Source organism: Mycobacterium hippophais (assembly GCF_027529605.1).
Taxonomy (GTDB): domain Bacteria; phylum Actinomycetota; class Actinomycetes; order Mycobacteriales; family Mycobacteriaceae; genus Mycobacterium; species Mycobacterium arseniciresistens.
The window spans coordinates 37,240-54,919 of the sequence record NZ_JAPZPY010000014.1 but is presented as its reverse complement, the minus strand read 5'-3'; the positions used below and the strand labels follow the sequence as shown (position 1 = coordinate 54,919).

Genomic DNA, 17,680 nt, shown 5'->3' with positions numbered 1-17,680 from the left:
AAAACGGGGTATACCGCCGCGTCCCATCCAGTCGATCTGCGAAGTCGCAGGAGGTCCACATGAGTGCCAGACCGAGCCAGGGCGTGGTCGACAGGGCCACCGACAGCGACGCTTTCGAATACGCGGCGCGCGCAGGCTTCGCCATCAGCGGGGTGCTGCACCTGCTCGTCGGCTACATCATCCTGCGCATCGCATTCGGATCCGGCGGCAACGCCGACCAGTCCGGCGCGCTCGCCACGATCGGCAACCAGACCGGCGGCAAGATCATGCTGTGGATCGCGGTCGTCGGACTGGTCGCGCTCGGCCTGTGGCGGCTGGCCGAAGCGGTGATCGGCTCGAAGCCCGGCGAGAGCTCCGGTCGGGGACAGGACGACTCGCCCGCCTGGAAGCGGGGCAAGGCCGTGGCGCTGGCGATCGTCAACTTCGCGATCGCGTTCTCGGCGGCGCGCTTCGCCACCGGCAGTGGCCAGTCCAGCGGCCAGCAGAACTCCGGCATGTCGGCGCAGCTGATGCAATCGGGCTGGGGAAAGCTGCTGCTCGTCGCGGTCGGCCTCGGCGTGATCGGCGTCGGCGGCTACCACGTCTACAAGGGCGTGACGAAGAAGTTCTTCAAGGATCTCCGGGTGTCCGGCGGCAGCGGAGTCAAGGCCGTCGGCATCGCCGGCTACGTGGCCAAGGGCCTCGTGCTCGCCGGCGCGGGCATCCTGGTCATCGTGGCGACCCTGCAGGCCGATCCGGCCAAGGCCTCCGGACTGGACGCCGCGGTCAAGGCCCTCGGCGAGGCGCCGTTCGGCAAGTTCCTCCTCGTGGCCGCGGCGATCGGTATCGCCGCGTTCGGCGCCTACAGCTTCGTGCGGGCGCGCTACGGGCGGATGTAGAACACCCACCGACGCGCCGAACGTGCGCTCAGTGCGAGATCCCGGCTCGGATGTCGCAGTGAGCGCACGTTCGGCGTTTCAGCGGAGGGTCAGTCCTCCAGCGCGTCGAACAGCGTGGCCAGCTGGCTCGGAGTGACCGCGGTCCCGCACCGGTTCCGCAGGTCCGTCAGCGGCCGGGCGATGTTCTGCAGGTCGAAGTACTCGTTCGGATGGGCCTCGAAGTATCCCCGCACGTTGCGCTCGGCGTCGGCGGCCGGCTGGTTGACCGCGGCGGTCAGCACGTCGTTCGCGCCCGGGTGGGCGGCCAGGTAGCCGCCCGCGGCGTTCAGCACACCGCTGGCGGTGGTGGCGTAGCCGCTGGCGCTGCACGGGTCGGGCTGCGCGCTCGCCGTCGGGAGCGCGATGGTGGCGGCCGCGGCACCGCCGAGCAGGCAGGCGGCGAACGCGCCGCCGATTCCACGGCGCACGGTGGTTGCTGGGGAGGTCATGTCGTGTCGTTCCTCGTGTCGTCGGGCCGGGCCCGGCCTTCGGACCCGCTGGTCAATTACCCGCCCGACGCACGCTCAACCGCACCGCGGCGTTTGCCGGACAGCGGTAGGTTCGAGCAGGTGAGGCTAACCGAACGTCTGCTCGCCCACGGCGACGACACCGCGGTGCTGACGTCGGCGCACATGCTGACCTACCGCGACCTCGCCGGTCGGGTGGGCGCCGCCGCGCGCACGCTCGGACCCGACCGCAGACTGGTGCTCCTCGAGACCCGCAACGACGTCCACACCCTCGTGCACCATCTCGGCGCGCTGGCCGCCGGTCACGTCGTCCTCCCGGTGCCCGCGGGGCGCGACCACTCGGCGATCCTGCACACCTACGACCCCGACGTGGTGGTCACCCCGGAGGGCGTGCACCACCGCCGCGACGGCAGCCGCCACGACCTGCACCCCGACCTCGCGGTGCTGCTGTCGACGTCGGGCAGCACCGGTTCACCCAAGCTGGTCCGGCTCTCCCGCCGCAATCTGACCGCCAACGCCGCCGCCATCGCCGACTATCTCGACATCCGCCGAACCGACCGCGCCGCAACGACTCTGCCGATGTCGTACTGCTACGGCCTCTCGGTGGTGCACAGCCATCTGCTGCGCGGCGCCGGGCTGATCCTCACCGAGCGATCGGTGGTCGACGACGAGTTCTGGCAGCTGTTCCGCCGGCACCGCGGGACGACGTTCCCCGGGGTGCCCTACACCTTCGAACTCCTGGACCGCATCGGATTCGACGCGATGGACCTGCCCGACCTGCGCTACCTCACCCAGGCCGGCGGCCGGCTGCCGGCCGAGCGGGTGCGCCGATACGCCGCGCTGGGCGCCGACCGCGGCTGGCAGCTGTTCGTCATGTACGGCGCCACCGAGGCGACCGCCCGGATGGCTTATCTGCCACCGCATCTCGCGGCGACGCGGCCAGCCTCGATCGGCGTGCCGATCCCCGGCGGATCATTCTTTATCGACCACGCCGACGGCTGGCCCGACGGCACCGGCGAGCTGGTCTACCGCGGCGCCAACGTCATGATGGGTTACGCGCACAGCCCGGCCGACCTCGCGCTCGGTGCGGGCGGCGACACGCTGCGCACCGGCGACATCGCCCGCCGCACCGCCGACGGCCTCTACGAGGTGATCGGCCGCCGCAGCCGGTTCGTCAAAGTCTACGGTCTGCGCATCGACCTGCAGGCCGTCGAGTCCGCGCTCGCCGAGCGCGGGGTGAGCGCGTTCTGCACCGATCTCGGCGACGGCCTGGCCGTCGCGGCGACCGGCCCGACGGACGGTGCCGCGTTACGGCGTCTCACCGCCGAGGTCGCTGGCGTGCCCGCCGACACGGTGCGCGCGGCGACGGTGCCGGAACTCCCGCAGCTGCCGTCGGGCAAGCCCGACTACCCGGCCGTGCGGCTGCTGGCCGGCCGCCCGGTCGATCCACCCGACACCTCCGATCTGCGGTCCATCTTCGCCGACGTGCTGCAGATCGAGCCCGCGGCCGTCACGCCCGAGCGGAGTTTCGTGGACCTCGGCGGCAATTCGCTGTCCTACGTGACGATGTCGGTGCGCCTCGAGCGGGCACTCGGCCGGCTGCCCGCCGACTGGCAGCGCCTCCCGGTGCGCGACCTCGAGCGGGCCGGCCGGCCGCCGCGGCGACGCTGGGGCGCGACGCTGGAGACCAGTGTGGCGTTGCGCGCCGTCGCGATCGTGTTGATCGTCGGCTCGCACGCAGGTTTGTTCGAACTGTGGGGCGGGGCGCACCTGCTGCTCGGAGTGGCCGGCTACAACGTGGGCCGGTTCTGCCTGACACCGCTGCCGCGCCGCGAACGGCTGCGCCACCTGCGGACCACCATCGCCTGGATCGCCGTGCCGTCGGTGCTGTGGGTGGCGCTGACACTGCTGTTCAGCGACCACTATCACGCGTCGAACCTGTTGCTGGCCAACAAGATCCTCGGCCCGCACGACAGCATGACCGCGGGCCGGCTGTGGTTCGTCGAGGTGCTGGTGTGGATCCTGGTCGGGGTCGCGCTGCTGTGCGCGTCGACCGCGTTCGACCGGTGGGAGCGGCGGTACCCGTTCGCGGTCGCCGCGGTGTTCCTGGGGTTCGGCGTCGCACTGCGCTACGACGTGCTCGGCCTCGACCTCGGCCGGGACGCCTGGTTCACGGTGCTGGCTTTCTGGTTCTTCGCGGCAGGATGGGCCGCGGCGAAGGCGACGACGGTGTGGCAGCGCCTCGCCGTGACGTGCGTGGTGGCCGTCGGCCTGATCGGCTACTTCGGCGACCCGCTGCGGGAAGTGATGGTGCTGACCGGTTTCGCGTTGTTGATCTGGCTGCCTGCGATCCGCTGCCCGGCGGGCCTGACCGTGGTGGCCGGCGTGGTCGCCGAGGCGTCGCTGTACACCTATCTGACGCACTATCAGGTCTATCCGCTGTTCGACGGCCATCCCGCCGTCGGCGTCGTCGCCGCGGTCGCGGTGGGCGTGACGCTCACCCAGGCGATGACGATGCTGCGCAGGCGGCTACTCCCGGTTCGCGATCAGCCCCTCCTGCACCAGCGTGGCGGCGATGACGCCGTCGTCGCGGACCAGGCTGGCGGTGATCACGGCGCGGCCCCGCGCCGCGGCGGGTGAGCTCGATTCGAGCAGGTTCCAGTGGTCGGCGCGCACCGGTTGGTGGAACCAGATCGAGGAGTCTGTGGTGCCGCTGCGGTGCGTGCGGGCCTGCATGGAGTGGCCGTGCACCTGCAGCGCCGGATCGATCATGTACAGGTCGGTGACGTAGACGGCGACCAGGGTGTGGGTGAGCGGGTCGTCGGGCAGGTCGACGGTGGCGCGCCACCACATCCGCCGCACGAACAGGTCATCCGAGCGTTCGTCGGCGATGCGGATGTCGAGTTCGTCCAGCGGCAGCGACGGCGCGGGCCCCGGCGGCCCGGTCTGCGGCAGGGTGTCCGGATGGGCGGGCATCGCGGATCGTCGCCCGTGCTCGGGTCCGGCGATCGGGGCGGCGAACGACACGGTGGCGGTGGTGAGCAGGCGACTCCCCTGCTGCGAGTCGACCCGGCGCGCGGCGGCGGTGCGGCCGTCGAACACCGGTGTGACGGTGTAGTCGACCGGGTCGCCGGCCTCGCCGCCGCGTAGGAACTGCAGATGCATGTTGGTCGGCGGGCGGTCGGCGTCGACGGTGCGCGCCGCGGCCGCGAGGCTCTGCGCGGCGAACTGGCCGCCGAACGACCGCTTGCCCGCCGGGCCGCTGGCCGCGCCCGTCCAGCAGCCGTCCTGCGCCGGCTGCACGTCGAGCAGGGTGAGCAGCCGACTCACTCGGAACTCGTTGCCACGAAGCCGCTTTCGATGAGACGGCCGACGTCGTCGGCGCCGAGGCCCAGCCAGTCGGACAGCACCGCGGCGGTGTCGTCGCCCAGCGCGGGCGCCGCGACGGCCGGCGGGTAGACACCGCCGATCGCCATCGGCAGCCCCGGCGCCAGATACTCGCCGATCCGTGGCTGGTCGAGGCGGGTGAACAGCGGGTTGTCGGTGACCCGGGCGTCGGTGGCGACGTCGGCGAAGCTGCGGTAGCGCTCCCACAGCACCGACGTCGTGGTCAGGGCCGCGGCGATCTCGTCGGCGGTGTGTTCGGTGAACCAGACGGTGAACAGCCCGGTCAGCGCGTCGCGGTGGCGGTACCGTTCGCCTTCGTCGGTGAAGTCGGCGCCGAGGGCCTGGCCCAGTGCGGCAACGGCTTTGGCGGTGCCGGTGGTCTCGGTCAGGTCGCGGAAGTGCCGGTTGGTGAGCGCGACGACCATGAACGCGGCGCCGTCGCTGCTGGTGAAGTTCTGCCCGTAGGTGCCGAAGAGCGAGTTGCCGATCCGCTGTCGCTGCGCGCCGTTGACCATCACCTCGGTCAGGAAGCTCAGGTTGCCCGCGGTGGCGAGGGCGACGTTGTCGAGCGGGATGGCGATCCGCGCGCCGGTGCAGGTGGCGTCGCGGTGCCGCAGCGCCGTCGACACCGCGAGCGCGGTGTACAGCCCGCAGGTGACGTCCCAAGCGGGCAGCACGTGGTTGACCGGTGTGGCCAGCTGCGCCGGACCGGTCACCAGCGGGAAGCCGACCGAGGCGTTGACCGTGTAGTCCACCCCGGTCCCGCCGTCGGCGCGCCCCGACACCTCGACGTGCACGATGTCGGGCCGGCGCGCCACCAGCGTGTCGTACGAGTGCCATTGCCGGCCGGCCACATTCGTGATGAAGACGCCGGCGTCGGCGATGAGCCGGGTGACGAGGTCCTGCCCTTCGGGTGAGCGCAGGTCGGCCGCGACGGACCGCTTCCCCTTGTTCAGCCCGGCCCAGTAGATGCTGTCCCCGGCGTCGGTCACCGGCCAGCGGCGGTAGTCGGCCGCGCCGCCGATCGGGTCGACGCGGATCACCTCGGCGCCGAGCTGCGCGAGCGTCATCCCGGCCAGCGGCACCGCGACGAAGCTCGAGATCTCGACGATCCGGACGCCGGCCAGCGGGCGCGTCGGGTCGGGAGCGGGTTGGGCCATCCGCTCAAGCTAGCAAGCGGCCGTCAGAGCTTGGTCACGGTGAGCACCGCCGACTCGATGGTGTCCTCCGAGAGCAGCACCTGCAGCGCGGCATCGCCGAGCGGGATGAAGCTGTCCTCGCCCGCGACGCGGGCCAACCGGCCGGTGTAGCCGTGGGCGAGCAGGGTGGCGAGCAGTCCTTCGCCGACGCCGCCCGTAGTCCTGGTCTCGTCGACGACGAGCACCCGGCCGGTGGCGCGCGCCTCGCGCAGCATGTCCTCCACGGGCAGCGGCGCCAGCCAGCGCAGGTCGACGACGCGGATGCCGATGCCGGCACGCTCCAGACGGCGCGCCACCCGCAGACTCATCCGCACGCCGTTGCCGAACGTCAGGATCGTCAGGTCGGCGCCGTCGCCGTGGGTGCGGGCCCGCCCGATCGGCGCGGCCTCGTCCGGGTAGCGCGCCAGCCACTGCTCGTCGCCGTCCTGGTGCAGGTCGCGGGTGTGATAGAGCGCGATCGGCTCGAGGTAGACGCACACCGTGCCCGCGGCGTCAGCGGCCGCGGCGCAGGCGTGCAGCATCGCCGCGGCGTCGTCGGGCCGCGACGGCGAGGCGATCACCACGCCGGGGATGTCGCGGATCGCGGCGATCGAGTTGTCGTTGTGGAAGTGGCCGCCGAACCCCTTCTGGTAGCCGTATCCGGCGATCCGCACGATCATCGGGTTGCGGTACTGCCGGTCGGAGAAGAACTGCAGTGTCGCGCCCTCGCCGCGGATCTGGTCGGCGGCGTTGTGCAGGTACGCCAGGTACTGGATCTCCGGGATGGGCAGCAGCCCCGACATACCCGCGCCGAGCGCCAGCCCGAGGATGGCCTGCTCGTCGAGCAGGGTGTCGAACACGCGGGCCGGCCCGGCCGCGTTCTGCAGTCCGCGGGTCACCCCGTACACGCCGCCCTTGCGGGCCACGTCCTCCCCGAACACCAGCGCGCCGGGCCTGTGTTCGAGGATCTCGCGCAGCGCGCGGTTGATCGACTGGGCGAGCGTCAGCGGCTCCCCGCCCCTGCCCGCAACGGGCACAAGCGATGCCGGGCGCGCCGACGCCGCGACCGCCTCGGCCATCGCATCGCGCAGCGGCCTCACCACCTCGGCGGTCGTCAGGAGTTGCGGCAGCCCGACCACCTCGCGGGCCGCCCCGAGCACCTCGGCACGGACGGCCTCGTAGCGGTCGATCACCTGCTCGGGCGTCAGCACACCCGCGGAGACGAGGTGGGCGGCCGTGCCGAGCACCGGGTCCCGGTCGAAGTCGGCCATGATCTCGTCGGGCCTGCGGTAGGCGGGCTCGTAATCCGAACCCGCGTGCCCCATCAACCGGACGGTGCGCAGGTGCAGGAAGGCCGGCCTGCGGTGGCTGCGCACGTACTCGGCGGCCGCCTGTGCCACGTCGAACGTCTCGGCCGGGTCGGCGCCGTCCGCCGCGAAATACTGCAGCCCGGCCCGGTTCTCATAGGTCCTGGCCACCCAGCCGCGCGGTGTCGGGGTGCTGATCCCGATGCCGTTGTCCTCGCAGACCAGCAGCAGGGGCATCGGCAGACCCTGGTAGGCGGAGTGCGTCGCGGTGTTGATGGCGCCGACCGCGGTGGAGTGGTTCACCGAGGCGTCGCCGAAGCTGCACACCGCCAGCGCGTCGTCGGGCCAGGCGCCGGTGACGCCGAGCTTGCGGGCCCGGGCGATGGAGAACGCCACGCCGACGGCGCGCGGCAGGTGCGAGGCGATGGTCGACGTCTGCGGGATCACGTTGAGGCCGTGGCTGCCGAAGACCTTGTGCCGTCCTCCGGAGATGGGTTCCGCGGCCGCGGCGACCAGTCCGAGCAGCACGTCGCGCACGGCCCTCGCCATGCCGTCGACACCGCCGGCCTGGCCGGCCCGCGCCAGGAAGAAGCCACCGGACCGGTAGTGCAGCAAGGCGGGATCGGTGACGCGAAGGGCGGCGGCCACCGCCGCGTTGCCCTCGTGCCCGGACGAGCCGATCGTGTAGTAGCCCTTGCCTTCTGAGCGCAACTCGCGCGCGGCGATGTCGAGGTGGCGGCTGCGGAGCTGGGCGTCGAAGACGTCGAGGGCCAGCGGTGCGGTGAGCCTTGTCCCGTCACGAGGGGTGCCTGCGGTCATCGCTCGCACGGCCGCGAGGAAGTTCGTGTCGATGGACTCGGCCATTCACGCCGTCCCGGTTACGGCGGGCAGGACGTCGCGGGCGAATTCGACGATGCGCGCCGCGTCGGCGCCGTCGGGGTCCTGGTCGGGGTCGTAGATCGCGAGGCTGGCACCCACACAGCCGCCGGCCTCGGCCATCGCCAGGACCAGCGCGGTGAGCTGCCGCCACGTCAGTCCACCGGGTTCGTCGGGGACGTCAGGCAGCCCCTGCGCGGGGAACTCGACAGGGTCGAGGACGTCGAGATCGATGTGCAGCCACCAATTCTCAGTCGGCAGCGCGGCCAGCGCACGGCGCCCGGTCTGCGGCGGGTCGGCGGCGACGTCGGCCAGCGGCGCCAGCCACACCCCGCAGTCGGCCAGTGTGCCGACGTTGAACTGCCTGCGCCACGACTCGTCGCGGGATCCGAGCACCGCCAGCCGGTCCCGTTGCAGCGCGGGCAGCCGCTGCGCCAGTGGGCCTTGCAGGAGTCGGCCGGTGATGCCGAGCAGCAGACCGATCTCGGTATTGGCGGCCTCTCCGTCCTCGGACACGTCGAGCGGCATGGTGTCCTCGTGGCCGTCGACGAACACCACTGCGGTGTCGCCCGCGTGATCGCGCAGGCCGGTGACGATGCCGAGGAGCATGGCGCAGTCGCCGCCGAACACGATCGGGAACCGGCCTGCGGTGACCGCGGCGCCCACCCGTTCGTTGAGCCCGTCTGTCATCGCCAGCAGCGCCGGCTCGTTGATCAGGCCGTTGGGACCGCGGGCGGATTCGGCTGTGGGCAGCGCGATGTCGTCGTCGCAGACCACGCCACCGACGGCTCCGGCGAGGCCGGCGGCGCGCAGGGCCGCCGCGGCGCGCGCCTGGTTGCCTGCGCGTCCGTAGCCGTCGAACGGCACACCGATCAGCTCGACGGTCGTCATCGTCAGATGAGCTCGATGGCCTCGGCGATCGACGGCAGCACCCGGCTGGGCCGGAACGGGTATCGCTCGATGTCGGCCTGCGTCGTGGAGCCGGTGAGCACCAGGATGGTCTCCAGCCCCGCCTCGATCCCCGCCACCACGTCGGTGTCCATCCGGTCGCCCACCATCACGGTGCTCTCCGAATGCGCCTCGATCCGGTTGAGTGCGCTACGGAACATCATCGGGTTCGGCTTGCCCACGAAGTACGGCTCCCGGCCGGTGGCCTTGGTGATCATCGCCGCCACCGAACCCGTCGCAGGCAGCGGCCCCTCGGCCGACGGCCCGCTGACGTCGGGATTGGTCGCGATGAACCGGGAGCCGTTCAGGATCAGCCGGACCGCCTTGGTGATCGCCTCGAACGAGTAGGTCCGCGTCTCGCCGAGCACGACGAAGTCGGGGTCGACGTCGGTGAGGGTGTAGCCGGCCTCGTGCAGCGCGGTGGTCAGGCCGGCCTCGCCGATGACGTAGGCGGACCCGCCGGGCAGCTGGTCGGCGAGGAAGGTCGCGGTCGCCAGCGCCGAGGTCCAGATCGAGTTCTCCGGCACCGTGAGCCCCGACCGCGAGAGCCGGGCGGCCAGGTCGCGCGGGGTGAAGATCGAGTTGTTCGTCAGGACGAGGAACGGCCGTTCGAGTTCGGTGAGTCGCATCAGGAACTCGGCCGCGCCCGGCAGGGCGTGCTCCTCGCGGACCAGGACGCCGTCCATGTCGGTGAGCCAGCACTTCGGTGTGTCACGCACCCGTTCAGTGTGTCAGCCGTGGCAAGCCCTGTGCGCTGATGATCAGCCGGTACGTACCGGCAGTCGTGCCCAGCCCCGCACGCTGGACGTGTGGGCCCTGCTGGCGTTGTCGTAGTCGACGTCCCAGTCGGTCCACCGCTTGAGCACCTCTTCGAACGCTACCCGGGCTTCGAGCCGCGCGAGCGCCGATCCGAGGCAGAAATGCAATCCCTGCCCGAAGCTCAGGTGGCCGCCGGTGCGGTGGATGTCGAAGCGGTCGGGATCGCTGAACCGGCTGTCGTCCCGGTTGGCCGATGCGTTGAGCAGCAACATGTACGAACCTTCGGTCACGGTGTGGCCGTAGTGTTCGACGTCGCGGGCGACGTAGCGGGCCTGTACCGGCGACGGCGGCTCGTACCGCAGGCTCTCCTCGACCGCCGATGGGATCAGCGCATGATCGGCGACGAGTTCGTGCCGCTGGTCGGTGTGCTCCCCCAGTAGTTGACCCATCGCTCCGATCAATCGCGCAGTGGTCTCGTTACCGGCGCCGGCGATCATCGCGGTGTAGGCGAGCACCTCGTTGTGCTCCAGCCTGCGGCGCGTGCCGCCGGGCTCCTCCACCTCGGCGTTGAGCAGTTCGGTCATCAGGTCATCGGACGGGTGGGTCGCCCGCCACTCGATGTACTCGGCGAACAGCGCGATCGAATCCTGGAATATCGTCGGGCTCAGGTCAGCGGTGCCGTCCTGCGAGGCCATCGTGATGCTCTTGTCGTTGCGGTCGCGGATGTTCTGCTGGGCATCTTCGGGAATCCCCAGCAGGAACCCGATCGTGCGCATCGGCATGATCGCCCCGAGATCGGCGACGAAGTCGAAGCCTTCGGCATCGCGCAGCGGATCCAGTGCGCGCGAGCAGAAGTCACGCACCAGGTCCTCGACGGCCAGCATCCGGCGCGGGGTGAACACCCGCGACAGAAGCCGCCGGTGCAGGTCGTGCAGGGGCGGGTCTTCGAAGAGGAGGATGCCCGGCGGCACCTCGATCCCGCTGAACAGGATGTCGGCAGTCGTGCCCCGCCCGGACCGATAGGTCTCCCAGTCCGGCAGCGCCCTCGTGACGTCATCCCAGCGGCTCAGCGCGTAGAAGTTGTGCTTCTCGTTGTAGTACAGCGGCGCCTCCTCGCGCATCCGCCGCCAGATCGGGTAGGGGTCGTCGTCGATCGCGAAATCGAAGGGGTCGTAGTACAGCTCGACGGCTGGATCGATGGTCACGGTGGAAACCTTCCGGAGATGTTGTGTGCGGGTTTATCTGGGCTGATTCGGTACGCCGGGGAACAGCTGCTCGCTCGGCCCCTCGGTCACGTAACCGGCCTTCATCGTGATCAGGTGCGGGGCGAACACGGCGCCGTACACCGCATGTCCGAGGATGACGACGGCGACGACCGACAGAACCGAAGATCCGACGACGCTCGCGGTCTTGCGGTCCGACCAGGATTCGATGACGTTGCGCCCTTCGGAGTCCGTGCGTCCGAGCAGGTAAGCGAACACCATCACCTGCACGCCCATCGCGATCGCGTCGTAGATCGGGTACTGGTACTTGCTGCCCTCGAACAGGCCGAGACCCGGGATGATGTAGCCGTAGTAGAAGACCCCGAGCCGGGGTCCGAAGAACGCGTTGAACAGCAGCGCCCAGCAGAATCCGACGAGAAGTCCGACGGCCAGGAACGTCTGCGGCCTGCGCCAGCCGAATCGTGCGACCAGCCGGCGCCCGAGCGCAGCACCGATCAGGCCGGGCAACACGAAGTAGGCGATGTAGCCGATCGGCACGGCCGACGGCAGGCCGCCGCCCCACGTCAGGTTCATCGGCCACCACGACGGCATGCGGGGCAGCGCCGGGGGGAACTGCGCGTACATCGCCCAGTCGTAGGGCGCCTCGATCCACGAGAACGAAATCGCCGAGATCGACACCAGCAGCAGCGGATGCAGCCGCCCGCGCCGGACGCTCAGGAAGATGCCGTAGGCCAGGAACAGGATTCCGCCGATATAGGCGAAGGACAGGCCGGCGATCAGGGCCGGGGTCAGTTCGGTGCTCATCGGTCAGCGTCCTGCACGGCCGCGTCGGGCCGGGGTCCGCGTGCCTCCGGGTCGGAGTACACCACCAGTCCGAATATCAGAGCGATCAACCCGAACAGCGTTCCGAGCATGATGAGTTGGCCCACGGCACGTTCCCTTCCAGACGACATCCGGTGTTAATAGTGAACACTATTACCAAGCTCCCGCTCAAGGGACGGCTATCGTGAATTCCTGTGTCGGAGCGAAGCTCGTCGAGGAGAAACGGCGCAGGCGCGCGCCGGCCCCCGGGCGAGGCGCGCAGGCTCCTCCTCGACGCCGCGCGCGAACTGTTCGCCCACCGCGACTACCGCAGCACCACCACCCGCGAGATCGCCGAGGCGGCCGGCGTCACCGAATACCTGTTGTTCCGCCACTTCGGCTCCAAGGCAGGCCTTTTCCGTGAGGCCCTGGTTCTGCCGTTCACCGGCTTCCTCGATGAGTTCGCCGCCACCTGGCGAGCTGTCGTTCCTGACGAGACCGATGAGGAGCAACTGTCGCGGCAGTTCGTCGGCCAGCTCTACGACGTGCTCGTCGAGCACCAGGGTCTGCTGCTCACGCTCGTCGCATCCGACGGGCTCAGCGACGAGGACACCGAGGCGACCGGGATCGGCGACATCCGCCGCTCGCTCGCCATGCTCGGCCGGATCAGTGCCGAAGGCATGCAGTTGCGGGGAAAGCAGTCGAGTCAGCCGGACCTGCCTGCGCTCTCCACGGTGTCGATGATCGTGGGGATGGTCGCGCTGCGGTCGACGTTCTTCGGCAACACGCCACCACCGCGGGAGGCGATCGTCGACGAACTCGTGCAGGCGATCCTGCACGGCTTCCTGCACCGCCCCGACTGACCGCTGGACACCCGCTCTAGCCGCCGGGGCCGTTGGGCCACTTGAGCAGTGACCCGGCGTCGACGCGGATGTGCTGGCCGGTGATGTAGCGACTGTCCTCGCTCGCGAGGAACACACCGAGGTTGGCCATGTCCTCCGGTTCGATGTACGGGATCGGCATGGCCTGGAAGAGGCTGAACAGCGGTTCGGCATCCTCTCGGGTGGCCGTCTTGCCCTCGGCCTTGAGGTCGGGCCGGAACACGCCGTACATGCCCTCGTTCTGCAGCAGGTGGGTATTGCAGTTGGTCGGGTGGATCGCGTTGACACGGATCATCCGGGGCGCCAGGTGAAGGCACATCTCGTCGACGTACTCCATCACGATGCGCTTGCTCCAGCCGTATCCGGCACCGCCGGGCCCCATGTCGGGGCTGGTGGTGGTGCCGCGGATCATCCCCGCCGTCGACCCGGTGACGATGATCGACGCACCGTCCGGCAGGTGCGGGATGGCCACGGCGACGGTGTTCATCACGCCGAGCAGGTCGACGTCGGACGCGTCGACGAATCCCATGGGATCGGGGTTGCCCATCGCCATCGGCAGGATGCCGGCGTTGGCGACGACGATGTCGACCTTGCCGAGGTCGGCTACGCCCGCCTCGACGGCGTCGCGCAGCTCGTGGCGCTCGCGTACGTCGGCGATCCGCGCCACCACCCGACGACCGATTCCCTTGACCGCTCGCTCGGTCTCGGCCAGGTCGTCGGGTGTGGCCAGCGGGTACGGGTTCGACGGGATGTCGCGGCAGATGTCGACGGCGATGATGTCGGCGCCCTCCCTGGCCATCGCGATCGCGTGCGCCCTGCCCTGTCCGCGGGCGGCGCCGGTGATGAAAGCGACCATGCCGTCCAGCTTTCCGGTCATGTCATGCTCCTGTTCTTCTGCCGAGCGGGGTGTGGTGACCGGCCTAACCGACCGGGGTGAACGTGATGTGAAGTTCGCTCAGGCCCCGCATGATGAATGTCGGCTCGTAGGCATACCGGCGGTCCTGCGCCGGACCGTGGTGCTCTTCGGAGATCGTGATGTCCTTCATCCGGTCCAGGATCCGGTGCAGCGAGATCCGCCCCTCCGCCCTGGCCAGTGGCGCGCCCGGGCACGAGTGCACGCCTCGGATGAACGCGATCTGCTCGCGGACGTTGGGCCGGTCGGGGCGGAACTCCGCGGGATCGGCGAACTTGCGCTCGTCGCGGTTGCACGCGCCGGGCAGCACCATCACGGTGGTTCCGGCGGGCACCTCGACGTCGCCGATGGAGGTGGTGGTACGCGCCATCCGGAAATGCGACTTGACCGGACTCTCCATGCGGAGCGTCTCCTCGAGGAAGGCCGGGATCTTGCTGCGGTCGTCGCGCAGCATGGCCTCGAAACCCGGGTTGTCGCCGATGAACCGGACCGCGGAGCTGACCAGCTTCGTCGTCGTCTCGGTGCCGGCCGCAAACAGGAACGTCGACAGGTTCATCACGTCTTCGATGTCCGGCGTCGACCCGTCCTCGTACTTGGCCGCCGCCAACTCGGTCAACACATCCTCACGCGGCGTCCGCCTGCGGTCCTCGATGTAGGCGTGGAACTTGTCGTTCAGCCACTGCAGCGGGTTGTGGGTGGTCGGCGCCTCTTTGCCCAACTCCCCCACCGTCTCCAGCGCGAAGACCGACTTGAATTCGTCGTGGTCCTCCGCAGGCACGCCGAGCAGATCCGCGATCACCAGCAGCGAGAACGGTTTGGCGTAGTCGGCCAGGAACTCCGATCTTCCGCGTTCGATGAATGTATCGAGTTGCTGATCGGCCAACCGCCACATGAAGTCCTCGTTCTCCTTGAGGCGCTTGGGCGTGATCAGCTTGTTCATCAGGCCGCGGGTGCGGGTGTGCAGCGGCGGGTCCTGGGAGGTGATGTGCTCGGCCATCGGCACCGAGGCGCGGTACTCCTCGATGAGCTCGCCTACGTCGTCACTGCCGTCGGCGCCGAACGGCAGGCCGGAGAACGGCCCCGCCACCGACACGCACGACGAGAACGCCGGATCCTTGTACACCGCAAGCGCTTCGTCGTACCCGGTGACAGTGAGCACGCCGAACGGCGTCGCCGGCGCCACCGGACACTTCGACCGCAGGTGGTCGAAGTAGGGATAGGGGTCGGGCACCAGGGCTGCGTCGGTGAAGAAGTCAACGCTGTCGAAGTCGGTCGCAGAATCGGCTTCGGTGTCGTTCTGGGTGTCGGTCACCACTGCTCCTAGGCGGGATCGAAGAGTACGGGCAGTGCGGTCGGCGAGCGAAACACCTGACCGCGGATGTGCGGGTCGTTCCCGTCGGGGTCCATCCGCAGGTTGGGCAGCCGGTCGAGCAGCAGGTTGATCGCCGTCCGCATCTCCAGCCGCGCGAGGTGCATGCCGAGACACACGTGGACGCCGTGACCCCACCCGAGATTCCCCTTCGGGGCGCGGAAGATGTCGAAGTCGTCCGGGTTCTCCCAGCGGTCCTCCTGCCGGTTCGTCGACCCGAGCATCGGCAGCACCGAACAGCCTTCGGGGATCTGCACCCCGCCGAGCTCGGTATCGCAGGTCGTGGTGCGAGTGATCGTGAGCAGGGGCGGATTCCACCGCACCGCTTCCTCGATGGCCTGCGGGAGCAGCGACCGGTCGGCGCGGATCGCGTCGAGCTGGGTTGTGTCGGTGAGCAACGCGAAGAGCAGGTTGCCCAGCGACCGGTAGGTGGTCTCGACGCCTGCGGGGAGCAGCAGCCTCAGGAACGAGAAGATCTCCTCGTCGGTCAGTTTCTCGCCGTCGATCTCGGCCTCGGCGAGCAGGCTGATCAGGTCGTCCTTCGGCTCGGCCCTGCGGGCTTCGAGAATTGGCGCGAAGTAGTCGCACAGTGCGGCCGCCGCGGCGAGTCCCCGCTCCGGGTTCATGATCCAGCTCAGCAGCGAGATGGACCAGCGCTGGAACTGCGGATAGTCCTCCTGCGGCAGACCCAGAAGGCCTGCGATGATCCGGCTTGGATAGTCGAAGGTGAACTCCTTCACCAGGTCCGCCTTGCCGTTCGCCGCGAACTCGTCGATGAGTTCGTTCCCGACACGGCCCACCAGCTCGTCCTGCCAGCGCGCCAGGGACTTCTGGGAGAACGCCTTCGACACCAGGCCGCGCAGCCGGCCGTGGACCGGTTCGTCCATGCCGAGCATCACGCGTTCACCGAGCACCGGCCCGAACGCCGCGATCACCCCCGACGACGAGAACGTCACGTTGTCGCGCAACATCTGCTGCGCGTCCTCGTAGCGGTACACGATGAAAACGGGCTTGCCTTCCTCACCGGGCATCGCGGACATGTCGATCCGCTGGATCGGCTCCTCGCGCCGTAGCCGGGCCAGTTCCGGATACGGGTCCCGCACATCACCTGAGACGGCATCGTCGAAGGAACCGAAATCCTCGAGATCGTCGAATAATTGCTCCACGAATGAACTCCTTTGGTGCGGGTCGCGCTACTGGGCCGGGTAGGCGACTGACTTGACTTCGGTGTACTGGCTGAATCCCACGAGGCCGTTCTGCCGTCCGACACCGCTGTCCTTATATCCCCCGAACGGGGTGTCCGCGCCGTAGCCCGCGGTGCCGTTGAGCCCGATGAACCCGGCCCGCAACCGCCGCGCAACGGCCAGCGAGCGGTCCAGTGAACTCGACATCACGTTGCCGGCAAGGCCGTACGCACTGTCGTTCGCGATCCGGACGGCGTCGTCCTCGTCCTCGTACGGGATGACCGCCAGCACCGGTCCGAAGATCTCTTCCTGAGCGATCGTCATCGCGTTGTCGACGTCGGTGAACAGGGTCGGGTCGACCCAGAATCCCTTGTCGAACCGCGTCGGCGCCTCGGTGCTGCCCACCAGCAGGGTGGCGCCCTCGTCGACCCCCTTGCGGATGTAGCCGAGGATGCGTTCCTGCTGCCTGGCGGAGATGACGGGGCCGCAGATGGTTCCCGGGTCCTGCGGATCGCCCGCGGCGATGTTCTCGTAGAGGTTCTTCAGTATCGCCACGCCTTCGTCGTACCGCGAGCGCGGCAGCAGCATCCGGGTGGGCGCGGCGCAGCCCTGTCCCGCATGCATCAGCGGGCCGATGCCGATCAGGCAGGCGAGGTTGAAGTCGGCGTCCTCCAGCACGATCGTCGCCGACTTGCCGCCGAGTTCGAGGAACAGCCGCTTCATGGTCGCGGCGCCCTTTTCCATGATCCGCTTGCCGACCGCGGTCGATCCGGTGAACGAGATCATGTCCACTTTGGGTGAGATCGTCAGCTCCTCGCCGACGAGGTGGTCCGATGCGATCACCACGTTCACCACACCCGCTGGGATGTCGGTCTTCTCGGCGATGAGCCGCCCGATCCGGGTGGCGTTCATCGGGGTGTCGGGTGCGGGCTTGAGCACGACGGTGTTGCCCGCTGCCAGTGCCTGGCCGAGTTTGTTGATTGTCACCTCGAAAGGGAAGTTCCAGGGCACAATGGCGCCCACCACCCCGACCGGCTCGTGCCACACCTTCCGCGTGGTGTTGACCCCGGTGACGGACACCACCGTGTCACCGAGGTCGGTCTCCCACGAGAAGGTGTCGATCAGCCGGGCCGGATACTTCAGCCCGTCGGCCAAGGGCGCGTCCAACTGCGGGCCGTGGGTGACCGCACGGGGTGCTCCCACCTCACGGATGAGTTCCTCGCGCAGCTCCTCCGATTCGCCCTCGATCGCCTCGTGGAGTTGGAGCAGGCACCGTTGGCGCAGTTGGTGGTTCGTCGACCAGTCGGTTCCGTCGAACGATCGGCGCGCGGCGTCGATCGCCCGGTTCATGTCCGCGGCCGATGCGTCGGCGACCTCGCCGACGACGTCTTCGTTCGCCGGGTTGATGACGGCGAAGGTGCCCGACTCACCGTCGACGAGTTCGCCGTCGACCAGCATCCGGGACTCGTG

16 protein-coding genes are annotated in these 17,680 nt (G+C 69.4%); 3 read left to right on the top strand and 13 right to left on the bottom strand.

The genetic code is table 11. From position 1 onward, the window contains the following. The first annotated feature begins 59 nt into the window (after positions 1-59). Positions 60-878, top strand: coding sequence for a DUF1206 domain-containing protein (locus tag O6P37_RS24095; protein WP_269896445.1), 819 nt, complete (start codon positions 60-62; stop codon positions 876-878). A gap of 89 nt (positions 879-967) precedes the next feature. Here O6P37_RS24095 and O6P37_RS24090 read toward each other — a convergent pair whose 3' ends face one another. Next, positions 968-1,366, bottom strand: coding sequence for a heme-binding protein (locus tag O6P37_RS24090; RefSeq protein ID WP_269896444.1), 399 nt, complete (start codon positions 1,364-1,366; stop codon positions 968-970). 120 nt (positions 1,367-1,486) lie between these two features. Here O6P37_RS24090 and O6P37_RS24085 point away from each other — a divergent pair, with 120 nt between their 5' ends. Then, a complete protein-coding gene (locus tag O6P37_RS24085) occupies positions 1,487-4,024 on the top strand; it encodes an AMP-binding protein (RefSeq protein ID WP_408633242.1) in 2,538 nt (845 codons plus the stop codon). Here O6P37_RS24085 and O6P37_RS24080 read toward each other — a convergent pair. The 8 genes from O6P37_RS24080 to O6P37_RS24045 form a co-directional block, all read right to left on the bottom strand. Continuing rightward, a complete protein-coding gene (locus tag O6P37_RS24080) occupies positions 3,914-4,714 on the bottom strand; it encodes an acyl-CoA thioesterase (RefSeq protein WP_269896443.1) in 801 nt (266 codons plus the stop codon). The two genes, O6P37_RS24085 and O6P37_RS24080, sit on opposite strands and share 111 nt — an antisense overlap. After that, positions 4,711-5,931, bottom strand: coding sequence for a CoA transferase (locus O6P37_RS24075; protein ID WP_269896442.1), 1,221 nt, complete (start codon positions 5,929-5,931; stop codon positions 4,711-4,713). The genes O6P37_RS24080 and O6P37_RS24075 overlap by 4 nt, the downstream gene beginning before the upstream one ends. A 23-nt stretch (positions 5,932-5,954) precedes the next feature. Continuing rightward, positions 5,955-8,120 (bottom strand): thiamine pyrophosphate-dependent enzyme, encoded by a 2,166-nt coding sequence (locus tag O6P37_RS24070; protein WP_269896441.1) that lies wholly within the window; start codon positions 8,118-8,120, stop codon positions 5,955-5,957. Next, positions 8,121-9,023 carry an arginase family protein gene (locus O6P37_RS24065; RefSeq protein WP_269896440.1) on the bottom strand — a complete coding sequence of 301 codons (903 nt, stop codon included), beginning with the start codon at positions 9,021-9,023 and terminating at the stop codon, positions 8,121-8,123. A gap of 2 nt (positions 9,024-9,025) precedes the next feature. After that, positions 9,026-9,766, bottom strand: a complete 741-nt coding sequence (locus tag O6P37_RS24060; RefSeq protein ID WP_408633245.1) for an HAD-IIA family hydrolase — start codon at positions 9,764-9,766, stop codon at positions 9,026-9,028. Between the two features lie 75 nt (positions 9,767-9,841). Next, positions 9,842-11,044, bottom strand: a complete 1,203-nt coding sequence (locus O6P37_RS24055) for a cytochrome P450 (RefSeq protein ID WP_269896438.1) — start codon at positions 11,042-11,044, stop codon at positions 9,842-9,844. Between the two features lie 33 nt (positions 11,045-11,077). Next, the gene (locus O6P37_RS24050; RefSeq protein WP_269896437.1) at positions 11,078-11,866 is read right to left on the bottom strand and encodes a spirocyclase AveC family protein; all 789 of its coding nucleotides are present in this window, start codon (positions 11,864-11,866) and stop codon (positions 11,078-11,080) included. Beyond that, a complete protein-coding gene (locus tag O6P37_RS24045; RefSeq protein ID WP_269896436.1) occupies positions 11,863-11,991 on the bottom strand; it encodes a hypothetical protein in 129 nt (42 codons plus the stop codon). Before O6P37_RS24045 ends, O6P37_RS24050 begins: the two co-directional genes overlap by 4 nt. A gap of 87 nt (positions 11,992-12,078) precedes the next feature. On the opposite strand from O6P37_RS24045, the gene O6P37_RS24040 reads away from it, so the two are divergent. Next, a complete protein-coding gene (locus O6P37_RS24040; protein WP_269896435.1) occupies positions 12,079-12,726 on the top strand; it encodes a TetR/AcrR family transcriptional regulator in 648 nt (215 codons plus the stop codon). Positions 12,727-12,742: 16 nt separating this feature from the next. Here O6P37_RS24040 and O6P37_RS24035 read toward each other — a convergent pair whose 3' ends face one another. The 4 genes from O6P37_RS24035 to O6P37_RS24020 are packed head-to-tail and all read right to left on the bottom strand — an operon-like array spanning position 12,743 to position 17,668. Next, positions 12,743-13,621: a mycofactocin-coupled SDR family oxidoreductase gene (locus O6P37_RS24035; protein WP_269896434.1), complete on the bottom strand. Its 879-nt coding sequence runs from the start codon at positions 13,619-13,621 to the stop codon at positions 12,743-12,745. Positions 13,622-13,664: 43 nt separating this feature from the next. Further along, on the bottom strand, positions 13,665-14,969 hold the full coding sequence (locus O6P37_RS24030) for a cytochrome P450 (protein ID WP_269896433.1): 1,305 nt from the start codon (positions 14,967-14,969) through the stop codon (positions 13,665-13,667). 8 nt (positions 14,970-14,977) lie between these two features. Continuing rightward, the gene (locus tag O6P37_RS24025; RefSeq protein WP_269896432.1) at positions 14,978-16,192 is read right to left on the bottom strand and encodes a cytochrome P450; all 1,215 of its coding nucleotides are present in this window, start codon (positions 16,190-16,192) and stop codon (positions 14,978-14,980) included. 27 nt (positions 16,193-16,219) lie between these two features. Beyond that, on the bottom strand, positions 16,220-17,668 hold the full coding sequence (locus O6P37_RS24020; RefSeq protein WP_269896535.1) for an aldehyde dehydrogenase family protein: 1,449 nt from the start codon (positions 17,666-17,668) through the stop codon (positions 16,220-16,222). Positions 17,669-17,680: the final 12 nt, after the last annotated feature.